General features: G+C 73.5%; 23 protein-coding genes. 15 read left to right on the top strand and 8 right to left on the bottom strand.

Annotated features, from left to right (window positions below; all coding sequences use genetic code 11):
* Positions 1-7: 7 nt before the first annotated feature.
* A complete protein-coding gene (locus ACIBPC_RS20205) occupies positions 8-613 on the bottom strand; it encodes a TetR/AcrR family transcriptional regulator (RefSeq protein WP_398846418.1) in 606 nt (201 codons plus the stop codon).
* A 156-nt stretch (positions 614-769) separates the two neighbouring features.
* Between ACIBPC_RS20205 and ACIBPC_RS20200 the strand changes: the two genes are divergently transcribed.
* The 3 genes from ACIBPC_RS20200 to ACIBPC_RS20190 all read left to right on the top strand — a co-directional run bounded on the left by ACIBPC_RS20200 (position 770) and on the right by ACIBPC_RS20190 (position 4,077).
* Complete coding sequence (locus ACIBPC_RS20200; protein ID WP_398846416.1) at positions 770-2,353, top strand: MDR family MFS transporter; 1,584 nt, start codon at positions 770-772, stop codon at positions 2,351-2,353.
* A 96-nt stretch (positions 2,354-2,449) separates the two neighbouring features.
* Complete coding sequence (locus ACIBPC_RS20195) at positions 2,450-3,157, top strand: class I SAM-dependent methyltransferase (protein WP_398846414.1); 708 nt, start codon at positions 2,450-2,452, stop codon at positions 3,155-3,157.
* A 68-nt stretch (positions 3,158-3,225) separates the two neighbouring features.
* Positions 3,226-4,077, top strand: a complete 852-nt coding sequence (locus tag ACIBPC_RS20190) for an isocitrate lyase/phosphoenolpyruvate mutase family protein (protein WP_398846413.1) — start codon at positions 3,226-3,228, stop codon at positions 4,075-4,077.
* 108 nt (positions 4,078-4,185) lie between these two features.
* Here the strand turns inward: ACIBPC_RS20190 and ACIBPC_RS20185 are convergent, their stop codons facing one another.
* Entirely contained in the window at positions 4,186-4,575 is a 390-nt protein-coding gene (locus ACIBPC_RS20185) for a MazG nucleotide pyrophosphohydrolase domain-containing protein (protein WP_398846411.1), read from the bottom strand.
* A 159-nt stretch (positions 4,576-4,734) separates the two neighbouring features.
* A complete protein-coding gene (locus ACIBPC_RS20180; protein ID WP_398846410.1) occupies positions 4,735-5,604 on the bottom strand; it encodes an NmrA/HSCARG family protein in 870 nt (289 codons plus the stop codon).
* A 148-nt stretch (positions 5,605-5,752) separates the two neighbouring features.
* Here ACIBPC_RS20180 and ACIBPC_RS20175 point away from each other — a divergent pair, with 148 nt between their 5' ends.
* The 4 genes from ACIBPC_RS20175 (at position 5,753) to ACIBPC_RS20160 (ending at position 8,607) form a co-directional block, all read left to right on the top strand.
* Positions 5,753-6,211 (top strand): MarR family transcriptional regulator, encoded by a 459-nt coding sequence (locus ACIBPC_RS20175; protein WP_362962224.1) that lies wholly within the window; start codon positions 5,753-5,755, stop codon positions 6,209-6,211.
* Positions 6,212-6,295: 84 nt separating this feature from the next.
* Positions 6,296-7,240, top strand: coding sequence for an SDR family NAD(P)-dependent oxidoreductase (locus ACIBPC_RS20170; RefSeq protein ID WP_398846409.1), 945 nt, complete (start codon positions 6,296-6,298; stop codon positions 7,238-7,240).
* 23 nt (positions 7,241-7,263) lie between these two features.
* Positions 7,264-7,611: a nuclear transport factor 2 family protein gene (locus ACIBPC_RS20165; protein ID WP_398846408.1), complete on the top strand. Its 348-nt coding sequence runs from the start codon at positions 7,264-7,266 to the stop codon at positions 7,609-7,611.
* Between the two features lie 99 nt (positions 7,612-7,710).
* Positions 7,711-8,607 carry an alpha/beta fold hydrolase gene (locus ACIBPC_RS20160; protein WP_398846407.1) on the top strand — a complete coding sequence of 299 codons (897 nt, stop codon included), beginning with the start codon at positions 7,711-7,713 and terminating at the stop codon, positions 8,605-8,607.
* Between the two features lie 21 nt (positions 8,608-8,628).
* Here ACIBPC_RS20160 and rarD read toward each other — a convergent pair whose 3' ends face one another.
* The 5 genes from rarD to ACIBPC_RS20135 all read right to left on the bottom strand — a co-directional run bounded on the left by rarD (position 8,629) and on the right by ACIBPC_RS20135 (position 14,981).
* Positions 8,629-9,690 carry an EamA family transporter RarD gene (gene rarD / locus ACIBPC_RS20155; RefSeq protein ID WP_362962216.1) on the bottom strand — a complete coding sequence of 354 codons (1,062 nt, stop codon included), beginning with the start codon at positions 9,688-9,690 and terminating at the stop codon, positions 8,629-8,631.
* 32 nt (positions 9,691-9,722) lie between these two features.
* Positions 9,723-10,829: a 2-oxoacid:ferredoxin oxidoreductase subunit beta gene (locus tag ACIBPC_RS20150; RefSeq protein WP_362962214.1), complete on the bottom strand. Its 1,107-nt coding sequence runs from the start codon at positions 10,827-10,829 to the stop codon at positions 9,723-9,725.
* A complete protein-coding gene (locus tag ACIBPC_RS20145; protein ID WP_398846404.1) occupies positions 10,819-12,738 on the bottom strand; it encodes a 2-oxoacid:acceptor oxidoreductase subunit alpha in 1,920 nt (639 codons plus the stop codon). The genes ACIBPC_RS20150 and ACIBPC_RS20145 overlap by 11 nt, the downstream gene beginning before the upstream one ends.
* A gap of 208 nt (positions 12,739-12,946) precedes the next feature.
* Positions 12,947-13,606, bottom strand: coding sequence for a LuxR C-terminal-related transcriptional regulator (locus ACIBPC_RS20140; RefSeq protein WP_398846402.1), 660 nt, complete (start codon positions 13,604-13,606; stop codon positions 12,947-12,949).
* 52 nt (positions 13,607-13,658) lie between these two features.
* Entirely contained in the window at positions 13,659-14,981 is a 1,323-nt protein-coding gene (locus ACIBPC_RS20135) for a sensor histidine kinase (RefSeq protein ID WP_398846400.1), read from the bottom strand.
* A gap of 203 nt (positions 14,982-15,184) precedes the next feature.
* On the opposite strand from ACIBPC_RS20135, the gene ACIBPC_RS20130 reads away from it, so the two are divergent.
* From ACIBPC_RS20130 to ACIBPC_RS20095, 8 genes are read left to right on the top strand one after another with little or no spacing between them, the layout of a single operon-like run.
* Complete coding sequence (locus ACIBPC_RS20130; protein WP_398846398.1) at positions 15,185-15,556, top strand: NADH-quinone oxidoreductase subunit A; 372 nt, start codon at positions 15,185-15,187, stop codon at positions 15,554-15,556.
* Positions 15,547-16,098, top strand: coding sequence for an NADH-quinone oxidoreductase subunit B (locus ACIBPC_RS20125; RefSeq protein ID WP_398846397.1), 552 nt, complete (start codon positions 15,547-15,549; stop codon positions 16,096-16,098). Before ACIBPC_RS20130 ends, ACIBPC_RS20125 begins: the two co-directional genes overlap by 10 nt.
* Positions 16,095-17,159: an NADH-quinone oxidoreductase subunit C gene (locus ACIBPC_RS20120; RefSeq protein ID WP_398846396.1), complete on the top strand. Its 1,065-nt coding sequence runs from the start codon at positions 16,095-16,097 to the stop codon at positions 17,157-17,159. Before ACIBPC_RS20125 ends, ACIBPC_RS20120 begins: the two co-directional genes overlap by 4 nt.
* Complete coding sequence (locus ACIBPC_RS20115) at positions 17,159-18,118, top strand: NADH-quinone oxidoreductase subunit H (protein WP_398846394.1); 960 nt, start codon at positions 17,159-17,161, stop codon at positions 18,116-18,118. The genes ACIBPC_RS20120 and ACIBPC_RS20115 overlap by 1 nt, the downstream gene beginning before the upstream one ends.
* Positions 18,115-18,654, top strand: coding sequence for a NuoI/complex I 23 kDa subunit family protein (locus tag ACIBPC_RS20110; protein WP_398846392.1), 540 nt, complete (start codon positions 18,115-18,117; stop codon positions 18,652-18,654). The genes ACIBPC_RS20115 and ACIBPC_RS20110 overlap by 4 nt, the downstream gene beginning before the upstream one ends.
* Positions 18,655-18,665: 11 nt before the next feature.
* Entirely contained in the window at positions 18,666-19,208 is a 543-nt protein-coding gene (locus ACIBPC_RS20105; RefSeq protein ID WP_398846585.1) for an NADH-quinone oxidoreductase subunit J, read from the top strand.
* Entirely contained in the window at positions 19,208-19,540 is a 333-nt protein-coding gene (gene nuoK / locus ACIBPC_RS20100; protein ID WP_362962196.1) for an NADH-quinone oxidoreductase subunit NuoK, read from the top strand. The genes ACIBPC_RS20105 and nuoK overlap by 1 nt, the downstream gene beginning before the upstream one ends.
* Entirely contained in the window at positions 19,537-21,423 is a 1,887-nt protein-coding gene (locus ACIBPC_RS20095; protein WP_398846390.1) for an NADH-quinone oxidoreductase subunit L, read from the top strand. Before nuoK ends, ACIBPC_RS20095 begins: the two co-directional genes overlap by 4 nt.
* The last annotated feature ends 10 nt before the right edge of the window (positions 21,424-21,433 follow it).

The raw sequence follows: 21,433 nt of genomic DNA, 5'->3' as shown, positions 1-21,433 counted from the left end.
GCGGCGGTCAGGCCCCGGCGGCGTCCGCCGCGGCGGCCTCGCGCGCCTGGTGGGCGGCCGTGAGCAGCTCGGTCGCGACGGTGAGGGACGCCGCGCTCAGCTCGGCCTCCTCGGCGTCCAGGAGGTGCGCCCAGAAGAAGGCCGCGTGCATGGCGAAGAGCGCCGTCAGGCCGCGCACCTGGTCCGTCACCGGGTCGTCGGGGCCGGTCATCAGGCTGGTCATCGCCAGCATGCGGTGCTTGAACGTGGCACCCACGCTCAGCTCGCGCACCGCCGCCTGGTTCTCCTGCATGAAGCGGAAGAGCGGCGCGCCGCGCCGGAGGGCGGCGCTGTAGCGGCGGAGGATCTCCAGCCTCGTCTCCAGCGTCTGCGGCTGCTGCCGTCCCCACTCGGCGATCTCGTCGATCGGGCGCGCGAGGTCGTCGAAGAGGCTGATGACGATGTCCTCCTTCGCCTTGAAGTGGTAGTAGAGGGCCGCCTTGGTCACACCGAGCCGCTCCGCGATCTCCCGCAGTGACGTCTTCTCGTATCCCTGCTCGGCGAACAGCTCCAGGGCGATGTCCTGGATGCGCTGCCGGGTGTCCGACCTGCGCTGCTGGCGGCTGTGTGCCATGCCTCTCCTCAGGAACCGATGAGCCGGCGGGACCGACGGGCCGGTGGACCGACGGCATCAACTAACTTGACGACCGGCTAGTGACCGTTCTACCGTCCCCAGCGTAACGGACACTTGCCGGACGGCAAGTAAGCGCACACGAGAGGCCAGTGGGGGATGTCCCAGACCACCGCCGCCGCCAGCGACGCGGCACCGGCTACCGAGGAGCCGAGGACGCGCAGTGTGCGCGTCGTCCTCATGGCACTGCTCATCGCGATGATGCTCGCGATGCTCGACAACATGATCATCGGTACGGCGATGCCGACCATCGTGGGCGAGCTGGGCGGCGTCGCCCACCTCTCCTGGGTCGTCACCGCCTACACGCTGGCCACGGCCGCCTCCACGCCCATCTGGGGCAAGGTCGGCGACATGTACGGCCGGAAGGGCGCGTTCCTCTCCTCGATCGTCATCTTCCTGATCGGCTCCGCGCTCTCCGGCATAGCGCAGAACATGGGCGAGCTGATCGCCTTCCGCGCCGTCCAGGGCCTCGGCGCCGGCGGCCTGATGGTCGGCGTGATGGCGATCATCGGCGACCTGATCCCGCCGCGCGAGCGCGGCAGGTACCAGGGCATGATCGCCGGTGTCATGGCGCTCGCGATGATCGGCGGCCCCTCGCTCGGCGGCTTCATCACCGACCACTGGGGCTGGCGCTGGACCTTCTACATCAACCTGCCGCTGGGCGCCGTCGCCCTCGTGATGGTCACGTCCGTCCTGCACCTGCCGAAGCGGCGCGCCCAGGGGCGCATCGACTACCTCGGCGCGGGCCTGCTGACGGTCGGCATCACCGCGATCGTGCTGGTCACCACGTGGGGCGGCTCGGAGTACGACTGGGTCTCCGGGCAGATCATCGGCCTGGCCGTGCTGGGGGTGCTGGCGCTGGCCGCGTTCCTGTTCGCCGAGCGCCGCGCGGCCGAGCCCGTCGTGCCGCTGCACATCTTCCGCAACCGCAACTTCACGCTCGTCGCGATCGTCGGCTTCGTCACCGGCTTCGTGATGTTCGGCGGCACGCTCTACCTGCCGCTGTACCAGCAGGCCGTGCAGGGCGCCTCGGCGACCAACTCCGGCCTCCAGCTCCTGCCGATGCTGCTCGGCATGATGATCGTCTCGATGCTCGCCGGACGCTGGACGAGCAGCACCGGCCGCTACCGGGCCCTGCCGATCGTCGGCAGCGTGCTGATGGTCGCCGGGATGCTGCTGCTGGCCACGATGGGCGTGGACACCTCGCGCGTCACGTCCGGCGTGTTCATGGCCGTGCTCGGCGCGGGCATGGGCTTCCTGATGCAGACGTCGATGCTGATCGCGCAGAACAGCGTCGAGATGAAGGACATCGGCGTCGCGTCCTCGACGTCCACGCTGTTCCGCACGCTCGGCAGCTCGTTCGGCGTCGCCGTGATGGGCGCGCTGTTCACCAACGCGGTGCAGGACGAGATGGCGTCACGCGTCGGCGCGGACGCGGAGTCGGCCACCGGCGAGAGCGCCCAGCTCACGGCGGACGCCCTGGCCGCGCTCCCCACGCCGCTGCGGGAGGCGTACGAGTACGCGGTCTCCTCCGGCACGCACATCGCGTTCCTCGTCGGCGGCCTCATCGCGGTGCTGTCGCTGGTCGCGGCGCTGTTCGTCCGCGAGACGCCGCTGCGGGGCGGCGGTCCCGCGAAGGCTGCCGAGCCCGCCGGGCCCGCGCCGGCTCCCGCCGCGGCCTGACCGGCCCGTCCGTCCCCTTCCCCGCGTTCCGCCCGCACGGAGCCCGTCCGCCCTCACCGGGGGACGGGCTCCGGCGCGTGCTGCCAGGATGGCCGGATGAGAGCCGCGACCGCGTACCACGGCGAGATGGGCAGGCTGTTCGCCGCCCAGGCCACCGACAGCGCCTACAACGCCCACACCGAACGCCCCGCCATGCTCGGACTCGCCGGTGACGTACGGGGACTGGACGTCCTCGACCTCGGGTGCGGCGCCGGGCACCTCGCCGCCGAACTGCTGCGCCGCGGCGCCGCGCGCGTCGTCGGCGTGGACGGGAGCGAGAGCCTGCTCGACGCCGCACGGGACCGCCTCGCGCACGTCCCGGCCGGGGACCGTGAACTGCACCTCCACGACCTGGAGGAGCCGCTGCCGTTCCTGCCGGACGCGTCGGCCGACCTCGCGGTCCTCGGCCTCGTCTACCACCACGTCGAGGCGCGCGGCCGACTCCTCGGCGAGATACGGCGCGTCCTGCGGCCCGGCGGCGCGCTGCTCCTCTCCGTGACCCATCCCACCAGCGACTGGACGCACTTCGGCGGCTCCTACTTCACCGAGGACCGCGTGGACCTGCCCATCGACGGCGGCTTCGCCCTCACCTACCGGCGGATGACGCTGGAGACGCTCCTCGGCGAACTGCTCGGCGCCGGTTACGCGCTGGAGCGGCTGACCGAACCGCGCGCCACGGAGGAGGCCGCGCGGACCGACCCGCGCCGGTACGAGAAGACGCGGCAGCAGCCGATGTTCCTCTGCCTCAGACTCCGCCGCCCGTGAGGCCGGGGGCGGTCGTTGGTGTCCGGAAACCGCCAGCCAGGCGTTCCCGCCGCTGCTGGGATGGAGCCATGACCGCACCCCGCGAAGACCAGCACACGATCCAGCGGAACAAAGCGCTCCGCCTCCGCGCCCTCCACACGCCCGACCCCGCCCTCGTCCTCGCCAACGTCTGGGACGCCGCCGGGGCGCGGATCGTCGCGGCGGCGGGCGCCTCCGCCGTCGCCACGACGAGCGCGGGCGCCGCCTGGGCGCTGGGCGCGCCGGACGGTGACGCCCTGCCGCGCGAGCGGGCGCTCGAACTGGTCGCCCGCGTCGCCGCCTCGGTGGACCTCCCGGTGACGGCCGACATCGAGAGCGGCTTCGGCGCCGCGCCGGAGGACGTCGCCGAGACCGTGCGCGGCGTCCTCGCGGCGGGCGCGGTCGGCGTGAACATCGAGGACGCCGCCACGGAGGGCCCCGGCCCGCTGCGGCCCGCCGCCGAGCAGGCGGAACGGCTGCGCGCCGCCCGCGAGGCCGCCGACGCCGCCGGCATCCCCCTCTTCCTCAACGCCCGCGTGGACACCTACATCCGCGAGGCGGGCGACCCCGCCGACCGCCTGCGCGCCACCCTGGAGCGCGCGGAGGCGTACGTCGCCGCCGGTGCGGACGGCATCTTCGTCCCCGCCGTGCGCGACCTGCCCACCGTCTCGGCGCTCGCGGCAGGACTCACCGTGCCGCTCAACGTGCTGGCCGGGCCCGGCAGTCCGCCCGTCGCCGAGCTGGCGGCGGCGGGCGCCTCCCGCGTCAGCCTCGGCTCGTCCGTCGCCTCGGCCGCCTACGCCGTGGTGCGGCGCGCCGCCGAGGAGGCGTTCTCCCAGGGCACCTACACGTCGGTGTCGGACGCGCTGCCCTACGCCGAGCTGAACGCGCTCCTCAGCTGACCCGCGGCAAGTGAGCCCGCCGGAGCCGGTTTTCCTCGGGAGCGCCCCCGGTGTGCGCGCCGGTCACCCGGCGCGCACACCCGCCGCCCGGCGGGCGGACACGACCGCTCAGGAGCCCTCCACCCGCGGTGTGTCCGTCCTCCCCGTCCCCGCCCGGCGCTCCCCCTCGTCCCCCTCGTCCCCCTCGCCTGCCGTGCCCTCCCGGACCCGGTGCAGGACGCCCCGTTCGTCCCTCGCGTACACCCGCCGCCTGTTCTTCTCGATCTTCCCGGCCACCTCGGAGGCCAGGTCGATCCCCCGCATCTGCGCGATCGCCGTCAGATACAGGAAGACATCGGCGAGTTCCTCCCCCAGGTCGTCACGCTGCTTCAGCCATGCCGTGAACGCCTCGCCGACCTCGGCCGTCAGAAGCCCGAACTCGACAGCGACATCCGTGGTGTTGAAGCCCTTGGCCAGCTTGTTCTCCCACGCGAGCCGCTGCGCGTCGGCGATGTCCACCCCACCACCTCCCGTCCCTTTCCCAGCCGTCACCACCGCGCTCCGGGGCCCGTCACTGCCCCGGCGGCGCGTCTTCGCCGCCCGTCCTCCCCCCACGAGGACGGGCGGCGACGTGAGCCTAACCGGAGCCACTGACAATCGGCCGGGGAGCGGCCGCCCTCACCCCTCCGGCACCGTCCAGTTGCCGCGCGCCCAGGCCTCCAGCGTCGTCAGCTCCGGCCGGATCGCCCGCAGCGAGGCGAGGTCCGCCGCGTACCCCCGGGTGTCGAACCAGTGGAACATCACCGCCGTCTCCTCGTCCTGCTTCCGCAGCACCTCGTCCGACAGCGTCTCGAAGCGCACCGGCTCCCCGGCCACCGCCGCGAACGCCTCCGCCATCCCGGGACCCGTCAGCTCGTCCCCCGCGATCTCGATCCGCCGGTCGAGATGGCCCGCCGGGTCGTCGAACGCGTCGGCCGCGAGGACGCCGATGTCCGCCACGGCGATCATCTGGAGCGGCGTCGCGGGCCGCAGCGCCAGCGTCAGCACCAGCTCCCCGTCCCGCCGCCGCGGGCCGATCCAGGCGAAGTTCTCCATGAAGAACACCGGCCGCAGGATCGTCGCGGGCAGCCCCAGCGCCTCGATGTGCCGCTCGACCCTGCCCTTGGACTCGAAGTGCTCGACGCCGCTGCCCCGGTCGGAGCCGCCCACCGAGGCGTAGACGAAGTGCGACACCCCCGCCCGTTCCGCCGCGTCCGCGACGAGCGCGCCCTGCCGCGCCTCGCCCGCGGGACCGCCTGGACCGGTGAAGGTCTGCACGCTGTAGACGCCGTACGCGCCGCGCAGCGCCGCGTCGAGCGACGCGGGGTCGTCCATGTCGCCGGGCACCAGCTCCGCCCCCGCGCCCTCCAGCGCACGCGCGCCGTCCGACGACGGGTCACGCACTACCGCGCGCACCGGCCGCCCCCGCCGCAGCAGTTCGCGCGCCACCGCGCCCCCCTGCCGCCCGGTGCCGCCGAACACCACGATCACGTCCGCACGATCGGTCATCGTTCCGTCCCTCCGTCGTCCCACTCGCCCTGAAATTCTTTGGCTGGCCAACCATAACCCGAGCCCCGGCCGTCACAACGCGACGGCGCGGCCAAGTCCCAGATGGGACGCCTGTAGTATGTGGCGCGCCAAACAACCGGGGGAGCAGATGACCGAGCAAGGCGAGACGAGCCACCTGATCGTCCGACTCGCCCACGCCCACCAGAACGCCGCCGCGGCCCTCCTCAAGAACCTCGGCCTCCATCCGGGCCAGGAACTGGTGCTGATGCGGCTCGCCGACGAGGACGGGCAGCCGCAGAGCCGCCTGGTCCGCGCCCTCGGCCTCGACCCCTCCACGGTCAGCCGCACGCTCCAGCGCCTCGAACGCAAGGGACTCCTCGTCCGCACCCCCTCGACCGCCGACCGCCGCGCCGTCCTCGTCGCGCTCACCCCCGCGGGCCGCGCCCTGCTGCCCGAGGTCCGCCGGGTCTGGGACGCGCTGGACGCCGCGACCGTGGCCGGCCTGTCGGAACGCCAGCGCGCCGAGGCCGCCAGGCTCCTGCGCCGCCTCACGCGCGGCCTCGCCACGGCCCCCGCCCCCGGCCGGGACGGCGACGCCGGCCCCTGACCGTGTTGCCCCGCCCCGGCGCGGGGCCTCGCCCATAATGTCGGAAAAGCCAGGAAGATCCCGGGCAGCCGACGGAAGGGCGCCATGACCGAGCCGGAGCGCATCATCACGCCGTTCACCGCCGAATCGACCGCCGCCCAGGTCGTCGACGGCATCGACCTCACGGGCCGCCGCGCCGTCGTGACCGGCGCCTCCTCCGGCATCGGCGTCGAGGCCGCCCGCGCGCTCGCCCTCGCCAACGCCGAGGTCACCCTCGCCGTACGCGACACCGCCGCCGGGGGCCGCGCCGCCGAGGACATCACCCGCACCACCGGCAACCGGCAGCTGCTCGTCGCCCCGCTCGACCTCGCCGACCAGGCGTCCGTCGCCGCCTTCACCCTCGCCTGGGACGGTCCGCTGCACCTCCTCGTCGCCAACGCGGGCGTCATGATGACCCCCGAGAGCCGCACGGCCGAGGGCTGGGAGCTGCAGTTCGCCACCAACCACCTCGGCCACTTCGCCCTCGCCACCGGCCTGCGGCCCGCGCTCGCCGCCGCCGACCGGGCCCGCGTCGTCGTCCTCAGCTCGCGCGCCCACCTGCGCGACGGCCTGGACCTCGACGACCTCAACTTCCGGCACCGCCCCTACGACCCCGCCGTCGCCTACGCGCAGTCCAAGACGGCCGCGGTGCTGTTCGCCGTCGAGGGCAACCGCCGCTGGTCGCCGGACGGCATCACGGTCAACGCGGCGCACCCCGGCGCCGTGCTCTCCCGCCTCACCCGCTACATGAGCCAGGAGGACCTAGACCGCGCCACCTCCTCCGGCGAGACGTTCAAGACGCCCGAGCAGGGCGCCGCGACCCCCGTGCTGCTCGCCGCCTACCCGCCGCTCGCGCACGTCGGCGGCCGGTACTTCGAGGACTGCAACGAGGCCGTCCCCCACGTCGAGGGCACCGACCAGGGCGTCGCCGCCCACGCCCTCGACCCCGAACGCGCCAAGCGCCTGTGGCGGCTCTCCCAGGACATGGTCAGCTCCTCCCCCCGCGTCTGACGCCCCCACCCGAAGGCCCGCCCATGCCCGACATCCCCCCGGCCGCGCTCCCCGCCCCCGTGCGCCACTACCTGGACGCCCACCGCGCGCACGACACCACCACCGCCCTGGCCTCCTTCACCCCGGACGCCACCGTGACCGACGACGGCACGACCCACGCGGGCACCGCCGACATCGCCGCCTGGCTCGCCCGCTCGTACACCGCCCACACCCGTACGGAGATCCTGTCCGGCGGACACTGCGACGACGAGACCCACTGCGCGGTGACCCTGCGACTGTCCGGCGACATCCCGGGCGGCGAGGTGGACCTCGCGCACTCCTTCACCCTGCGGGACGGCCTGATCTACACGCTGACCATCGCCCCCGCGTGACGCGGCCCCCGTCCGCACGCGCCGTTACCCGGGTGTTTTCGTGCGATATGCGTTAAATGGCTTCTGTCAGGGCTCACCCTCGTCCCCCGGGAGGCACGCATGGCGTCCGTGACCATGCACGACGGCGCGGAGATCTACTACAAGGACTGGGGCATCGGCGCGCCCGTGGTCTTCCTCCACGGCTGGCCGCTCGACGCGGACGCGTGGGACGAGCAGCTCATCGCCGTCGCCGAGGCCGGGTACCGGGGCGTCGCGCCCGACCGGCGCGGCCACGGCCGTTCCACGCAGACGTGGCACGGCAACGACATGGACACCTGGGCCGACGACCTCGCCCAGCTCGTCGAGGCGCTCGGCCTGCACGACATCACGTTCGTCGCCCACTCCATGGCGGGCGGCGAACTGGCGCGCTACATCGCGCGGCACGGGACCGGGCGCGTCGTCAGGGCGGTGCTGGTCGCGGCCGTGCCGCCGCTGATGCTCCAGACGGACACCAACCCCGAGGGCGTCCCGATCGACGCGCTGGACGACGTGCGGCAGGCGCTGCGGACGGACCGGGCGCAGTTCTGGCGCGACTTCGCGCCCCGCTTCTTCGGCGCGGGCCCCGGCGCCACGGAGGACGACGGCGGGGACGGCGAGGACGGCGGGGACGCCGCTGAGGGGACCACCGGCGGGAGCGCGGGCCGGTTCTCGCAGGGCCTGGAGGACTTCTTCTGGTCCATGGCCATGCGCCAGGGCCTCAAGGCGGCCATCGCCTGCGTGAAGGAGTACTCCGAGACCGACTTCACCGAGGACCTGCGCCGCTTCGACATCCCGACGCTGCTGGTCCACGGCGACGGCGACCGCGTCGTCCCCCTCGACGCCACGTCCCGCAAGGCCGCCGCGCTCATCCCCGGCGCGACCCTCACGGTCTACCCGGGCGCCTCGCACGGCCTCGCCCTCGTCCCCGGCACGAAGGAACGCTTCACCGAGGACCTGCTCACGTTCCTGCGCGGCTGACGGAACGGCCCGCGGCCCGGCTCACGAGCCGACCGGGCGGCCCTCCTCCAGCGCGGCGGCGCCGTCCCGCCCCACCGGCCTGCCCGGGACGCGGGCGGCGACCGTCCTGCGGTTCACCCGCGCCTGGCGCAGCGCGTCCCATGTCAGGACCGTGAGCGCCACCCAGACGAGGAGGAAGCCGGCCCAGCGCTCCGGCGGCATCTCCTCGTCGAAGACCAGCAGCCCCAGCAGGAACATGCAGACCGGCGCGATGTACTGCATCATCCCGATCATCGACAGCGGCACCCGCATGGCCGCCGCGCCGAAGAAGATCAGCGGCAGCGCCGTCGCCAGACCGCTGCTGACCAGCAGCAGCGCGTGCCCCGGCCCCTCGGCGGTGAACGTGCCGTCGCCGCGCGCGCCGAGCACCAGCACGAAGACCAGCGCCGGGAGGAACTGGAACGCCGAGTCCGCGCTGAAGCCCTGGAGCCCGTCGAGCCCGGTCGTCTTCTTCACCAGCCCGTACGTCCCGAAGCTGACGCTCAGGATCAGCGAGATCCACGGCACCTGCCCGTACGCCACGCTCATCACGACCACCGCGAGGCCGCCGATGGCGACGGCCGCCCACTGCACGCGGCGCAGCCTTTCGCGCAGGACGAGGACGCCCAGGGCGATGGTCAGCAGGGGGTTGATGAAGTAGCCGAGCGACGCCTCAAGGACGTGCCCCTCGGCCACCGACCAGATGAAGACGTACCAGTTGACGGTGATCAGCGTCGCGGACGCCGCCACCAGCGCCAGCCGCTTCGGCTGCCGCAGCAGCGGCCGTATCCAGCCCCAGTCGCGGACGACCGCGAGCAGCACCAGCGCGGTCGGCAGGGACCACACGACGCGGTGCGCCAGCAGTTCCACGGGGCCCGTCGAGTCGAGCAGCGCCCAGTAGAGCGGCAGCAGCCCCCACATGCCGAACGCGCCGAGCCCCAGCGCGATCCCCGACCTGCTCGCCGTTCCCCCGGACCCCGCCACCGCGACCCCTTCCACCACGTACGACCCCCGCCGGACGGCGCGGCGTTCCTGACGGTACGCCGCGCCCGGTCCGGTTGTCATACCGGTTCGCGCCGCTCCTGCGCCGGGGCGGGTCAGCCCGCGACGGTCCAGGTGTCGTTGCCGGTCAGCAGCGCGCCCAGGTCGCCCTTGCCGCGCCGCACGACCGCCTGCTCCAGCTGCTCCGCCATCAGCTCGTCGTAGACGGGCCGCTCGGCGCCGCGGAAGACGCCGATGGGCGTGCGGTGCAGCGTCTGCGGGTCCGCCAGCCGGGACAGGGCGAACGCGGTGGTCGGCGAGGCGGCGTGCGCGTCGTGCACCAGCACGTCGTCGGTGCCCTCGACCGTCACGTCCACGACCTTCAGCTCGCCGGTCGCCCGGTCGCGCACGACGCCCTGGGTCCCCAGGCCGTCGCCGCCGTCCGTCTCGGCCCAGGGCGCGCCGAAGCGGATCGGCTCGCCGTGCTCCAGGCGGATCACGGCCTCCTGCGCGGTCTGCTTGTCCTTGATGACGTCGAACGCGCCGTCGTTGAAGATGTTGCAGTTCTGGTAGATCTCGACCAGCGCCGAGCCGCGGTGCTCGGCCGCCGCGCGCAGCACGCTCGTGAGGTGCTTGCGGTCGGAGTCCACCGTGCGCGCGACGAACGACGCCTCCGCGCCCAGCGCCACCGACACCGGGTTGAAGGGCGTGTCCAGCGAGCCCATCGGCGTGGACTTCGTGATCTTGCCCGTCTCGGACGTCGGCGAGTACTGCCCCTTCGTCAGTCCGTAGATCCGGTTGTTGAACAGCAGGATCTTCAGATTGACGTTGCGGCGCAGCGCGTGGATCAGGTGGTTGCCGCCGATGGACAGCGCGTCGCCGTCACCGGTGACGACCCACACCGACAGGTCGCGCCGCGACGTCGCCAGACCCGTGGCGATCGCGGGGGCGCGGCCGTGGATCGAGTGCATGCCGTACGTGTTCATGTAGTACGGGAAGCGGGACGAGCACCCGATGCCGGAGATGAAGACGATGTTCTCGCGCGCCACGCCCAGCTCCGGCAGGAAGCCCTGCACGGCGGCGAGCACCGCGTAGTCCCCGCAGCCGGGGCACCAGCGGACCTCCTGGTCGGACTTGAAGTCCTTCGCGGACTGGCGCCCGGTGGCGGCGGGCACCAGGGACAGCGCCGTGCGGATGCGGTCCTCCGTCGCCTCAGTGGTCATCGTCGAGAGCCTCCTTGATCGCGGACGCGAGCCGCTCGGCCTTGAACGGCAGGCCCGTCACCTGCGTGATCGACCGGACGTCGACCAGGTACTTCGCCCGCAGCAGCAGGGCGAGCTGGCCGAGGTTCATCTCCGGCAGCAGCACGCGGTCGTAGGACCGCAGCACCTCCCCGAGGTTCGCGGGGAAGGGGTTGAGATGGCGCAGGTGGGTCTGCGCGACCTTGCCGCCCTCGCGCCTGATGCGGCGGACCGCGGCGGTGATCGGGCCGTACGTCGAGCCCCAGCCGAGCACGAGCGTGCGCGCCGTGCCGTCGGGATCGTCCACCACCACGTCGGGCACGGTCACGCCGTCGGTCTTCGCCTGGCGCGTGCGGACCATGTGCTCGTGGTTGGCCGGGTCGTACGAGATGTTGCCGGTGCCGTCCTGCTTCTCGATGCCGCCGATGCGGTGTTCGAGCCCCGGCGTGCCGGGCACGGCCCAGGGGCGCGCCAGCGTCTCCGGGTCGCGCAGGTACGGCCAGAAGACCTCGGTGCCGTCGGCCAGCTCGTGGTTCGGGGCGGTCGCGAACGAGGTCCGCAGGTCCGGCAGTTCGGACGCCTCCGGGACGCGCCAGGGCTCGGAGCCGTTGGCCAGGTAGCCGTCCGACAGGAGGAAGACGGGCGTGCGGTACGTCAGCGCGATCCGCGCCGCGTCCAGCGCCGCCGTGAAGCACTCGCCGGGCGTCGCGGGCGCGACGATCGGCACGGGTGCCTCGCCGTTGCGGCCGAACATGGCCTGCAGCAGGTCGGCCTGCTCCGTCTTCGTCGGCAGGCCCGTGGAGGGGCCGCCGCGCTGGATGTCCACGACCAGCAGCGGCAGTTCGAGCGAGACCGCCAGGCCGATCGTCTCGGCCTTCAGCGCCACGCCGGGCCCTGACGTCGTCGTGACGGCCAGCGAGCCGCCGAACGCCGCGCCGAGCGCCGCGCCGATGCCCGCGATCTCGTCCTCGGCCTGGAAGGTGCGCACGCCGAAGTTCTTGTGCTTCGACAGCTCGTGCAGGATGTCCGAGGCCGGGGTGATCGGGTACGAGCCGAGGTAGAGCGGCAGTTCCGCGCACTGCGAGGCGGCGACGAGGCCGTAGGCCAGCGCCAGGTTCCCCGAGATGTTGCGGTAGGTCCCGGCCGGGAACGCGGACGCGGCGGGCGCCACCTCGTACGAGACGGCGAAGTCCTCGGTGGTCTCGCCGAAGTTCCAGCCCGCGCGGAACGCGGTGAGGTTCGCCTCGGCGATCTCCGGCCGCTTGGCGAACTTCGCCCGCAGGAACGACTCGGTCCCCTCGGTCGGCCGGTGGTACATCCACGACAGCAGGCCGAGCGCGAACATGTTCTTGGAGCGCCCCGCCTCCTTGCGCGTCAGGTCGAAGCCCTTGAGGGCCTCCACCGTCAGCGTCGTCAGCGGCACGCGGTGGACGCTGTACGCGTCGAGGGAGCCGTCCTCCAGGGGGTCGCCCGCGTACCCCACCTTGGCCATGGCCCGGGAGGTGAACTCGTCGGTGTTGACGATGATCTCGGCGCCGCGCGGCAGGTCCCCGGTGTTCGCCTTGAGGGCGGCCGGGTTCATGGCGACCAGCACGTCCGGGGCGTCACCCGGAGTGAGGATGTCGTGGTCCGCGAAGTGCACCTGGAACGACGAGACACCGGGCAGGGTCCCGGCGGGCGCGCGGATTTCCGCGGGAAAGTTCGGCAGCGTCGCGAGGTCATTGCCGAACGACGCGGTCTCGGAGGTGAAACGGTCGCCGGTCAGCTGCATTCCGTCCCCGGAATCCCCCGCGAACCGGATGATGACCCGGTCCAGACGCCGGACGTCCTTGCCGGCGCCGCTGTTCCCGCCGGCGCTGTCCTGGCTCGCCTGGTCGACCTCAGTGGTCACTGCTGTAGCCCTCCTTGAGGCGGCTCGTGTCAGCCATGGTACGCGGGTAAGGCATGCCTTCCTGATGGTGATCACATGATGGACGTGGCTCGGGGAGAGACTTCCCGGCCACGGCCGTGATCCGCACGCCGACGGCGAACGCGTCGGAAAAGCGACTGGTCAGCGACGCGCCACGACCGGAACACGCCGCCCGGCCGCCCCGTGCGCCTCAGGAATGGAGATACGTGAGAACCGCCAGCACCCTGCGGTGATCTGTGTCACTCTGCGCCAGTCCCAGCTTCGCGAAAATGTTGCTGACATGCTTTTCCACCGCGCCGTGGCTCACCACCAGCTGTGCCGCGACGGCCGAGTTCGTTCGTCCCTCGGCCATTAGTCCTAGGACTTCTCTTTCCCGCGGCGTCAGCGCTTCGAGAACATCCTGTTTCCGGCTCCGGCCGAGCAGTTGTGCGACCACTTCCGGGTCCAGCGCCGTCCCGCCGCGCGCCACCCGTTCCACCGCCTCGGCGAACTCGCCGACGTCCGCGACCCGGTCCTTCAGCAGATAGCCGACGCCCCGGCTCGACCCGGCGAGCAGCTCCGTCGCGTACTGCTCCTCCACGTACTGTGACAGGACCAGGACCCCCAGGTCCGGGAAAGCCGCCCGCAGCCGCACGGCCGCCCGTACGCCCTCGTCGGTGTGCGTCGGCGGCATCCGGACGTCCACGACCACCACGTCGGGCGGCGTCCCCGCGTCCGCCAGCCGCCGCACGGCCGCCACGAGCGCCTCGCCGTCGCCCACCCCGGCGGCGATCTCGTGCCCCCGGTCCGCGAGCAGCCGTGTCAGCCCCTCGCGCAGCAGCACCGAGTCCTCGGCGATCACCACCCGCACGGCGCGCGTCCCCCGTTCCTGTCAGCCGGTCGTCCTGTGCCCGTGCAGCATCTCATCCGCGGCGCACGCCCACGGCCGCCCGGTCGCGCCAGGGCAGCGCCGCCGACACGGTCGTGGGACCGCCCCGCGGCGAGTCGACGGCCAGCACGCCGTCCACCGCCGCCAGCCGGTCCGCGAGCCCCGCCAGGCCCGACCCGGCCGCCGGGTCGGCGCCGCCCCGCCCGTCGTCCAGCACCTGCACCATCAGCCGGTCGTCCGCCCGCCAGATCTCCACCGCCGCGCGCCGCGCGCCGCTGTGCTTGCTGACGTTCTGGAGCAGCTCGGAGACCGTGAAGTACGCGATCCCCTCGACGGCCTCGGCGGGCCGCGCCGCCAGCTCCACGTCCACGGTCACCGGCACCGTGCAGCGCGCCGCCAGCACCGACAGGGACGGGCCGAGCCCCCGGTCCGTGAGGATCGCCGGGTGGATGCCGCGCGCCAGGTCGCGCAGCTCCTGGAGCACGACCTTCACCTCGCCGTGCGCCTCGTCCACCATGCGCGCCGCCGCCTCCGGGTCGGTCGCCAGCTTCTCCTTCGCCATGCCCAGGTCCATCGCCAGCGCCACGAGCCGCGCCTGCGCCCCGTCGTGCAGGTCCCGTTCGATGCGCCGCAGGTCGGCGGCCGAGGTGTCCACGACGGCGGCGCGGTCCGACTCCAGCTCCCGCACCCGCGCGGCCGCCGCCGAGGGGCCGAGCAGCGCGGCCGTCATCCAGCGCTCGGCCGCCGCGACGCCCCGGATCACGGGCGCGGTGACCAGCAGCAGGGCGACCCCCTGGAGCGCCACCAGGACCAGCTCGAACGGGGTGTCAGAGACCCAGCCGCCCCCGCCGCCGTCGGTGCCGATGCCGATGCCGGGCTCACCGGCGTCACGCAGCGGCCAGAACCACAGCGGATACGTCACCATCGACAGGCTGCCCGCCCACGCGACGCCCATCAGCAGGAACGTGAACGCCCCCCACGGCAGCAGCAGCAGCGCGTGCGCCGCGCCCCGCCAGGACTGCCCCTCCTTGAGCACCCGGCCAAGGACCGCCAGCCACCCCGTCTCCTCACGGCGCACGCGGCGCAGCCACGCCCCCGTGCGCTCCGGCTCCTCGATCCGCGCCCCCAGCATCACCCGCGCACGCCCCCGGCTCACCTTCGCCCACCAGCGCAGCGCGATCAGCGTGAGCGCCAGCAGCGGCAGGCCGATGAACGTCACGGACAGTCCGAAGCCGGTCGCCAGGAAGGTCACCGTGAGGACCATGCTCAGGACGCCGAGCGGCCCGTTCAGCAGCAGGTGGAGCCCCTCGCGCAGGGTGCGGGGCTCGAACGGCATGCGCAGCAGCGTCTTGATCATGCGGGGAACCTCTCGGAGCGGTACGGCACGCCCTCCAGGGTGCCGAACGCGCAGGACAGCGGCCATGGGGTGTGTCGGCGGACCGGGGGTGGGGTTGTCCCTACCCCCGCGGTCCCCGGGCAGCGTGGTCACAACGCGGCCCGCACCCCCTAGACTCCCGTGCAGTCAGTCCCCTCCTCCCCACAGGTCCGCGGAGGCCGCACGTGCCCGACTACTTCCACGGCTACTCCGTCGTCGGTCTGGTCGCGGTGGTGGGCGTCCTGTTCGTCGCCGTCGCGTTCGGCGCCGGGGCCCTGCTGCGGCCGACCGCGCCGACGCCGGAGAAGCTGCTCGTGTACGAGTGCGGCGTCGATCCCGTCGGGGAGGGCTGGGCGCACACGCAGGTGCGGTACTACGTGTACGCGTTCCTGTACGTGATCTTCGCCGTGGACGCCGTCTTCCTCTTCCCCTGGGCCACCGTCTTCGCCGCGGACGGGTTCGGCGCCGTGACGCTGGTGGAGATGTTCGTCTTCCTCGGCTTCCTCGCCGTGGGGCTGCTCTACGCGTGGCGGAAGGGCGTACTGGAATGGATCTGACCCCCGCGCCCCGCCTCGGCGCGCTCGCGCGGCTCGCCCCCGAGCCGATGAAGGTCGTCCTCAACTGGGGCCGCCGCTACAGCCTGTGGGTCTTCAACTTCGGACTGGCCTGCTGCGCCATCGAGTTCATCGCCGCGTCGATGTCGCGGCACGACTTCATCCGGCTCGGCGTCATCCCGTTCGCGCCGGGGCCGCGGCAGGCGGACCTGATGGTCGTCTCCGGGACGGTGACCGACAAGATGGCGCCCGCCGTCAAGCGGTTGTACGAGCAGATGCCGGAGCCGAAGTACGTGATCTCGTTCGGGGCGTGCTCCAACTGCGGCGGCCCGTACTGGGACTCGTACTCCGTGACGAAGGGCGTGGACCAGATCATCCCCGTGGACGTGTACGTGCCGGGCTGCCCGCCGCGCCCCGAGGCGCTGCTGCAGGGCATCCTCAAGCTCCAGGAGAAGATCGCGGAGGAGTCGGTCGCGGAGCGGTACGCGCCGTCCGCCGCCGCGCTCACCAGCCCGCTCGTCGCGCCGGGGGAGGGCGGCCGGTGACGGTCGGCTGGCTGCCCCGGGAGGCGTCCGGGCTGTTCGGTCCCGGCGCGGAGGCGTCGGAGGCGTACGGGGTGCTGACGGTGGACGTGCCGGGCGGCGACGCCTGGCCCGCCGCGCTGCGCACCGCGCGCGACGAGCTGGGGTGCACGTTCCTCGACTGGCTGAGCGCGGTGGACGAGGCGGACGTCTTCCGGGTGTGCGCGCACGTGGTGGCGCTGCCGGGCCCGGACGTCCCCGCGCCGCGGCGGCTGCTGCTGCGGACGGCCGTGCCGCGCGCCGAGGCGTCGCTGCCGACGGCGACGGAGGTGTACGCGGGCGCGTCGTGGCACGAGCGGGAGACGCACGAGATGTTCGGCGTCGACTTCCCCGGCCACCCGGGGCTGACGCCGCTGCTGCTGCCGGAGAGCTTCGAGGGGCATCCGCTGCGGAAGGACTTCGTGCTGGCGGCGCGGGTCGCGAAGGCGTGGCCCGGCGCGAAGGAGCCGGGGGAGTCGGAGCACGGCGGACCGCGGCGGCGGCAGGCGCTGCCGCCCGGGGTGCCGGACCCGAACGAGTGGGGGCCGCTGAAGGGCACCCTCCCCGCCGCCCCGGCCAGGCGCGCGCGGGCGGACGCGCCGGAACGTCCCGTGCGGCGTGCGCGGTCGGCGGGCGAGGGGTCCGCGAGCCGGCGCCCGGGAGCGCCCGAGGGCGCGGAGGGCCGCCCCGCGCGCCGGAGCCGCTCGGCGGGCGAGGGCTCGGCGAGCCAGCGGGCCGCCGCTGGTGAGGACGTGGAGAGCGCGGCGGAGACGGGCCGTTCGGCAGGCGACGGATCCGCGAGTCAGCGGGCGGCCGGGCCTGTGCGGCGGAGTCGTTCGGCGGGTGACGGTTCGGCGAGCCAGCGGGCGGCCGGTGCTGAGGGCGCGGCGGGGCAGGAACGGCGTCCGGCCGGGGGAGTGCGCCGGGCCGGTGCCGGGGACGCCCCCTGGCTCCAGCCCCAGGACGGCGCGGAGGAACCGGCGGAGACGCAGGCCCCGGACGAGCCGGACGCCCCCGGCGGCGAGCGCGGGCAGGAGGACCGCTGATGGATGTCCTCGACGTCGTGTGGCGGCTGCTCGCCGTCCTCGTCGCGTTCCTCGTCCTCCCCCTCCTCGTCGGGCAGGCCGAGCACAAGGTCATGGCCCACATGCAGGGCCGCCTCGGCCCGATGCACGCGGGCGGTTTCCACGGCTGGGCCCAGCTCGTCGCGGACGGCGTGAAGTTCGCGCAGAAGGAGGACACCGTCCCGGCCGGTGCGGACCGGCGGATCTTCCGGCTCGCGCCCGCCGTCGCGCTGATCCCGTACCTCGTCGTGCTGATCGCGATCCCGGTCGGCCCGGACGGCTTCGTGGGCCAGGCGCTCGACGCGGGGATCTTCTTCGTCCTCGCCGTCCTCGGCGTCGGCGTCCTCGGCTCGCTGATGGCGGGCTGGGCGTCCGCCAACAAGTACTCGCTCCTCGGCGCGCTGCGCACCGCCGCGCAGCTCATGGCGTACGAGCTGCCGCTCCTGCTCGCCGCCGCGTCCGTGGCGATGGCCGCCGGGACGCTCAGCCTGCCCGGCATCCTCGACGCGTTCGAGTGGTGGTGGGTCCCGTGGCAGCTCGCGGGCGGGCTGGTCTTCTTCACGGCCGGGCTCGCCGAGCTGCAGCGGCCGCCGTTCGACGCGCCGATCGCGCCGGAGGAGATCATCTTCGGCGCGTACACCGAGTACTCGGGGCTGCGGTTCGCGCTGTTCCTGCTCGCCGAGTACGCGGGCATCGTCGTCATCTCGGCGCTGACGGCCGTCCTGTTCCTCGGCGGCTGGCACGGGCCCGCGTCCGACAGCCTCGGCTGGCTGTGGATGCTGCTGAAGACCGGCGCGCTCAGCTTCGCCGTCATCTGGGCGCGCGTCGCGTGGCCCCGGCTGCGCGCGGACCAGATCCAGCGGTTCGCGTGGACCGTGCTCGTCCCGGTGGCGCTCGCGCAGCTGGCGCTGACCGGCATCATCAGGGTGGTGACCGCATGAGTTTCGGGTCCGGGCTCGCCAAAGGGCTGGCGATCACGCTGCGGACGATGACCCGCAGGGCCGTCACCCAGCAGTACCCGGAGACGTCACCGGCGCTGCCGCCGCGCAGCCGGGGCGTGATCGCGCTGTTCGAGGAGAACTGCACCGTCTGCATGCTGTGCGCGCGCGAGTGCCCGGACTGGTGCATCTACATCGACTCGCACAAGGAGACGCTGCCCGCGGCCGCGCCCGGCGGGCGGGAGCGCAGCCGGAACGTGCTCGACCGCTTCGCGATCGACTTCTCGCTGTGCATGTACTGCGGGATCTGTGTCGAGGTCTGCCCGTTCGACGCCCTTTTCTGGTCGCCCGAGTTCGAGTACGCCGAGACCGACATCCGCGAGCTGACGCACGAACGCGACCGGCTGCGCGCCTGGATGTGGACCGTGCCCGAGCCGCCGCCGCCCGACCAGGCCGCCGAGGAGCCCAAGGAGATCGCCGCCGCGCGCAAGGCGGCGGAACGGGCCGCGGGGCAGACCGGGCAGGAGGCGGGCGGGTGACGGGCCGGGAGATGCTGTCGCCGTCGGGGCAGGACGTCGTCTTCGTCCTCGTCGGGCTCGTCGTCCTGGGCGCCGCCGTGCTGTGCGTGACGACGAAGCAGCTCGTGCACGCGGCGCTGTGGCTCGTCGTCGCCCTCGGCGGCCTGGCGGTGCAGTACCTGCTGCTGACCGCCGAGTTCGTCGCGTGGGTGCAGGTCCTCATCTACCTGGGCTCGGTGGTCGTGGTGCTGCTGTTCGGCCTGATGCTCACGCGGGCGCCGATCGGCCCCTCGCCGGACGCCGACTCGGGCAACAGGCCGGTGGCGCTGGCCGTCGCCCTGGCAGCGGCTGCCCTGCTGGTGACGCTGGTGGTGGACGCGTTCCGCACGGCGTGGATCGACCTGGAGACGCCGCGCGGGACGGCGGAGCAGGTCGGCGACAGCCTGTTCCGTTCGTGGGTGCTGCCGTTCGAGGCGCTGTCGGTGCTGCTGCTGGCCGCGCTGGTCGGCGCGATCGTCGTCTCGCGCACCCGCTCGCAGGCCCGGACCCGGGAGCACGGGGGCGGTGACCGCTGATGCACCTCGTCTACCCGGCCGTGCTCGCCGTGCTGCTGTTCTGCGTCGGCCTCTACGGCGTGCTCGCCCGGCGCAACGCGATCCTCGTCCTCATGTCGGTCGAACTGATGCTCGCCGCCGTGAGCCTGAACCTCGTCGCCTTCGACGTCTGGCTGCGCGACGCGACCCACGCCGGCCAGGTCTTCACGCTCTTCCTCATCGCCCTGTCCGCCGCCGAGATCGGTATCGGCCTCGCCATCGTGCTGCTCGTCCACCGCGCGCGCGGCACGGTCGCCCTCGACGAGCTGCGGGCCGGACGCGAACCGCGCGGACCGCAGCGGGAGACCGAGTGAACACCACGACCGCCGCCGCCCTCGTCCTGCTGCTGCCCCTGGCCGCCGCGGCGCTGATCCTGCTGACGGGCCGCCGCGCGCCCGGGTACGTACGGCCGCTCGCCGTCCTGCCCACGCTGGCCGCCGCCGGGTTCGCCGTACTGGTGGCCGTCCGCCAGGGCGGCGACGACCCGATCGACGCCGCTACGCGCCTGACACCCACCGGCGGAATCCCGATCGACCTCGCCCTGCACCTGGACGGGTTCGCCGTACTGGTCGCGGTGCTCGTCGCCGTCGTCGCCACATGCGTGCAGCTGTACTCCATCGGCTACATGGCGGACGACCCGCGCTACGCCTCGTACGCCGCGCTGATCTCGCTGTTCACCTCCGCCATGCTGCTCGTGGTGTACGCCGACGACCTGATCGTGCTGCTGGTCGGCTGGGAAGTGATGGGCATCTGCTCGTACTTCCTCGTGGGCCACTACTGGGAGACACCCGCCGCGCGTGCCGCGTCGCTGAAGGCGTTCCTCGTCACCAAGCTGGGTGACGTCCCGTTCCTGATCGGCATCCTCCTGCTGGCCACCGACGCCGGAACGTTCCGCATCAGCGCCATCGTCACCCGCCTCACGTCCTCCCTGTCCGACTTCCAGCTCGGCCACCCCACGCTCGTCGCGCTGCTGCTGCTCGCCGGGGTCGCCGGGAAGTCCGCGCAGTTCCCCCTGCACACCTGGCTGCCCGACGCCATGGCGGGCCCGACGCCCGCCTCCGCGCTGATCCACGCGGCCACCATGGTCGCGGCAGGCGTCTACTTCATCGCCCGCCTGCTGCCCGTCTTCGCCGCGTCGGCCGCCGCCCTGACCGTCCTGGCCGCCGTCGCCGCGCTGACCCTCCTCGGCTCCGCGCTCGCCGCCCTCGCCCAGGACGACATCAAACGCGTGCTGGCCTACTCGACCATCGGCCAGCTCGGCTACATGACGGGCGCCCTGGCCGTCGCCGACCGCGACGCCGCCGTCTTCCACCTCCTCACCCACGGCGCGTTCAAAGCCCTGCTCTTCCTGGCCGCAGGGGTGGTCATCCACACGGCGGGCACCGGCTCGCTGCGCGCCCTGTCCCGCATGCGCGGCCTGCGCGGGCGCGCCCCCGACGCGTACTGGACCATGGCCATCGGACTGCTCGCGCTGGCCGCCGTACCGCCGTTCGCCGGGTTCTTCTCCAAGGAGGCCGTGCTGGCCGCCGCCGAGCACGCCGCGGTCGGCGACGGCCACGGCGCGCCCGCCGTCGCCGGGTGGCTCGTCCTGGTCGCCGGGCTGCTGACCGCGCTGCTCACCGCCGCATACGCCGCCCGCCTCTTCCTGCTCGCCTTCCACGGCCCCGCCGACACCCGCCCCGACCCGGTGCCCGCCCCCGAGGGCGCCAGCCCCGTGATGACGGCGACACTGTGGTTCCTCGCCGTGCCGTCGCTGCTGCTCGGCCTCGCCTACCCGTGGCTCGACAGCTGGTGGAACGGCGACGGCCTCGGCCCGCAGCTCACCACCACCGTCCTCGCCGTCGCCGCCGCCCTCGCCGGCCTGCTCGCCGCCTGGGCCGCCTGGCGCCGCGCCTGGTCCGACCCGGCGCCCGCCCTCCTCGGCCCGCTGCGCGCCCCGGCCGCCGCCGGTTTCCACCTCGACGCGCTGTACGCGGCGGCCGTCGTCCGCCCCACCCAGGCCGGGGCCCAGCTCGTCCGCTTCCTCGACCGCGCTGTGATCGAGACCTACGTACGGGGCGCCGCCGCCGCGCCCGGACGCCTCGGCGCGCTGGCACGCCGCGCCCAGACCGGCAACGTCCAGACGTACCTCAGCGCCGTCGTCGCGGGCGCGCTGGTGCTCGGCGTCGCCGCCGTCCTCGTGGCCGCCGGAGAGTGAGGACCGACCC

Origin of the sequence: Streptomyces sp. NPDC049879, from assembly GCF_044461265.1 — a bacterium.
Lineage (GTDB): Bacteria > Actinomycetota > Actinomycetes > Streptomycetales > Streptomycetaceae > Streptomyces.
Note: the sequence above shows the minus strand (reverse complement) of the source record. Positions and strands in the feature narration are given on the sequence as shown.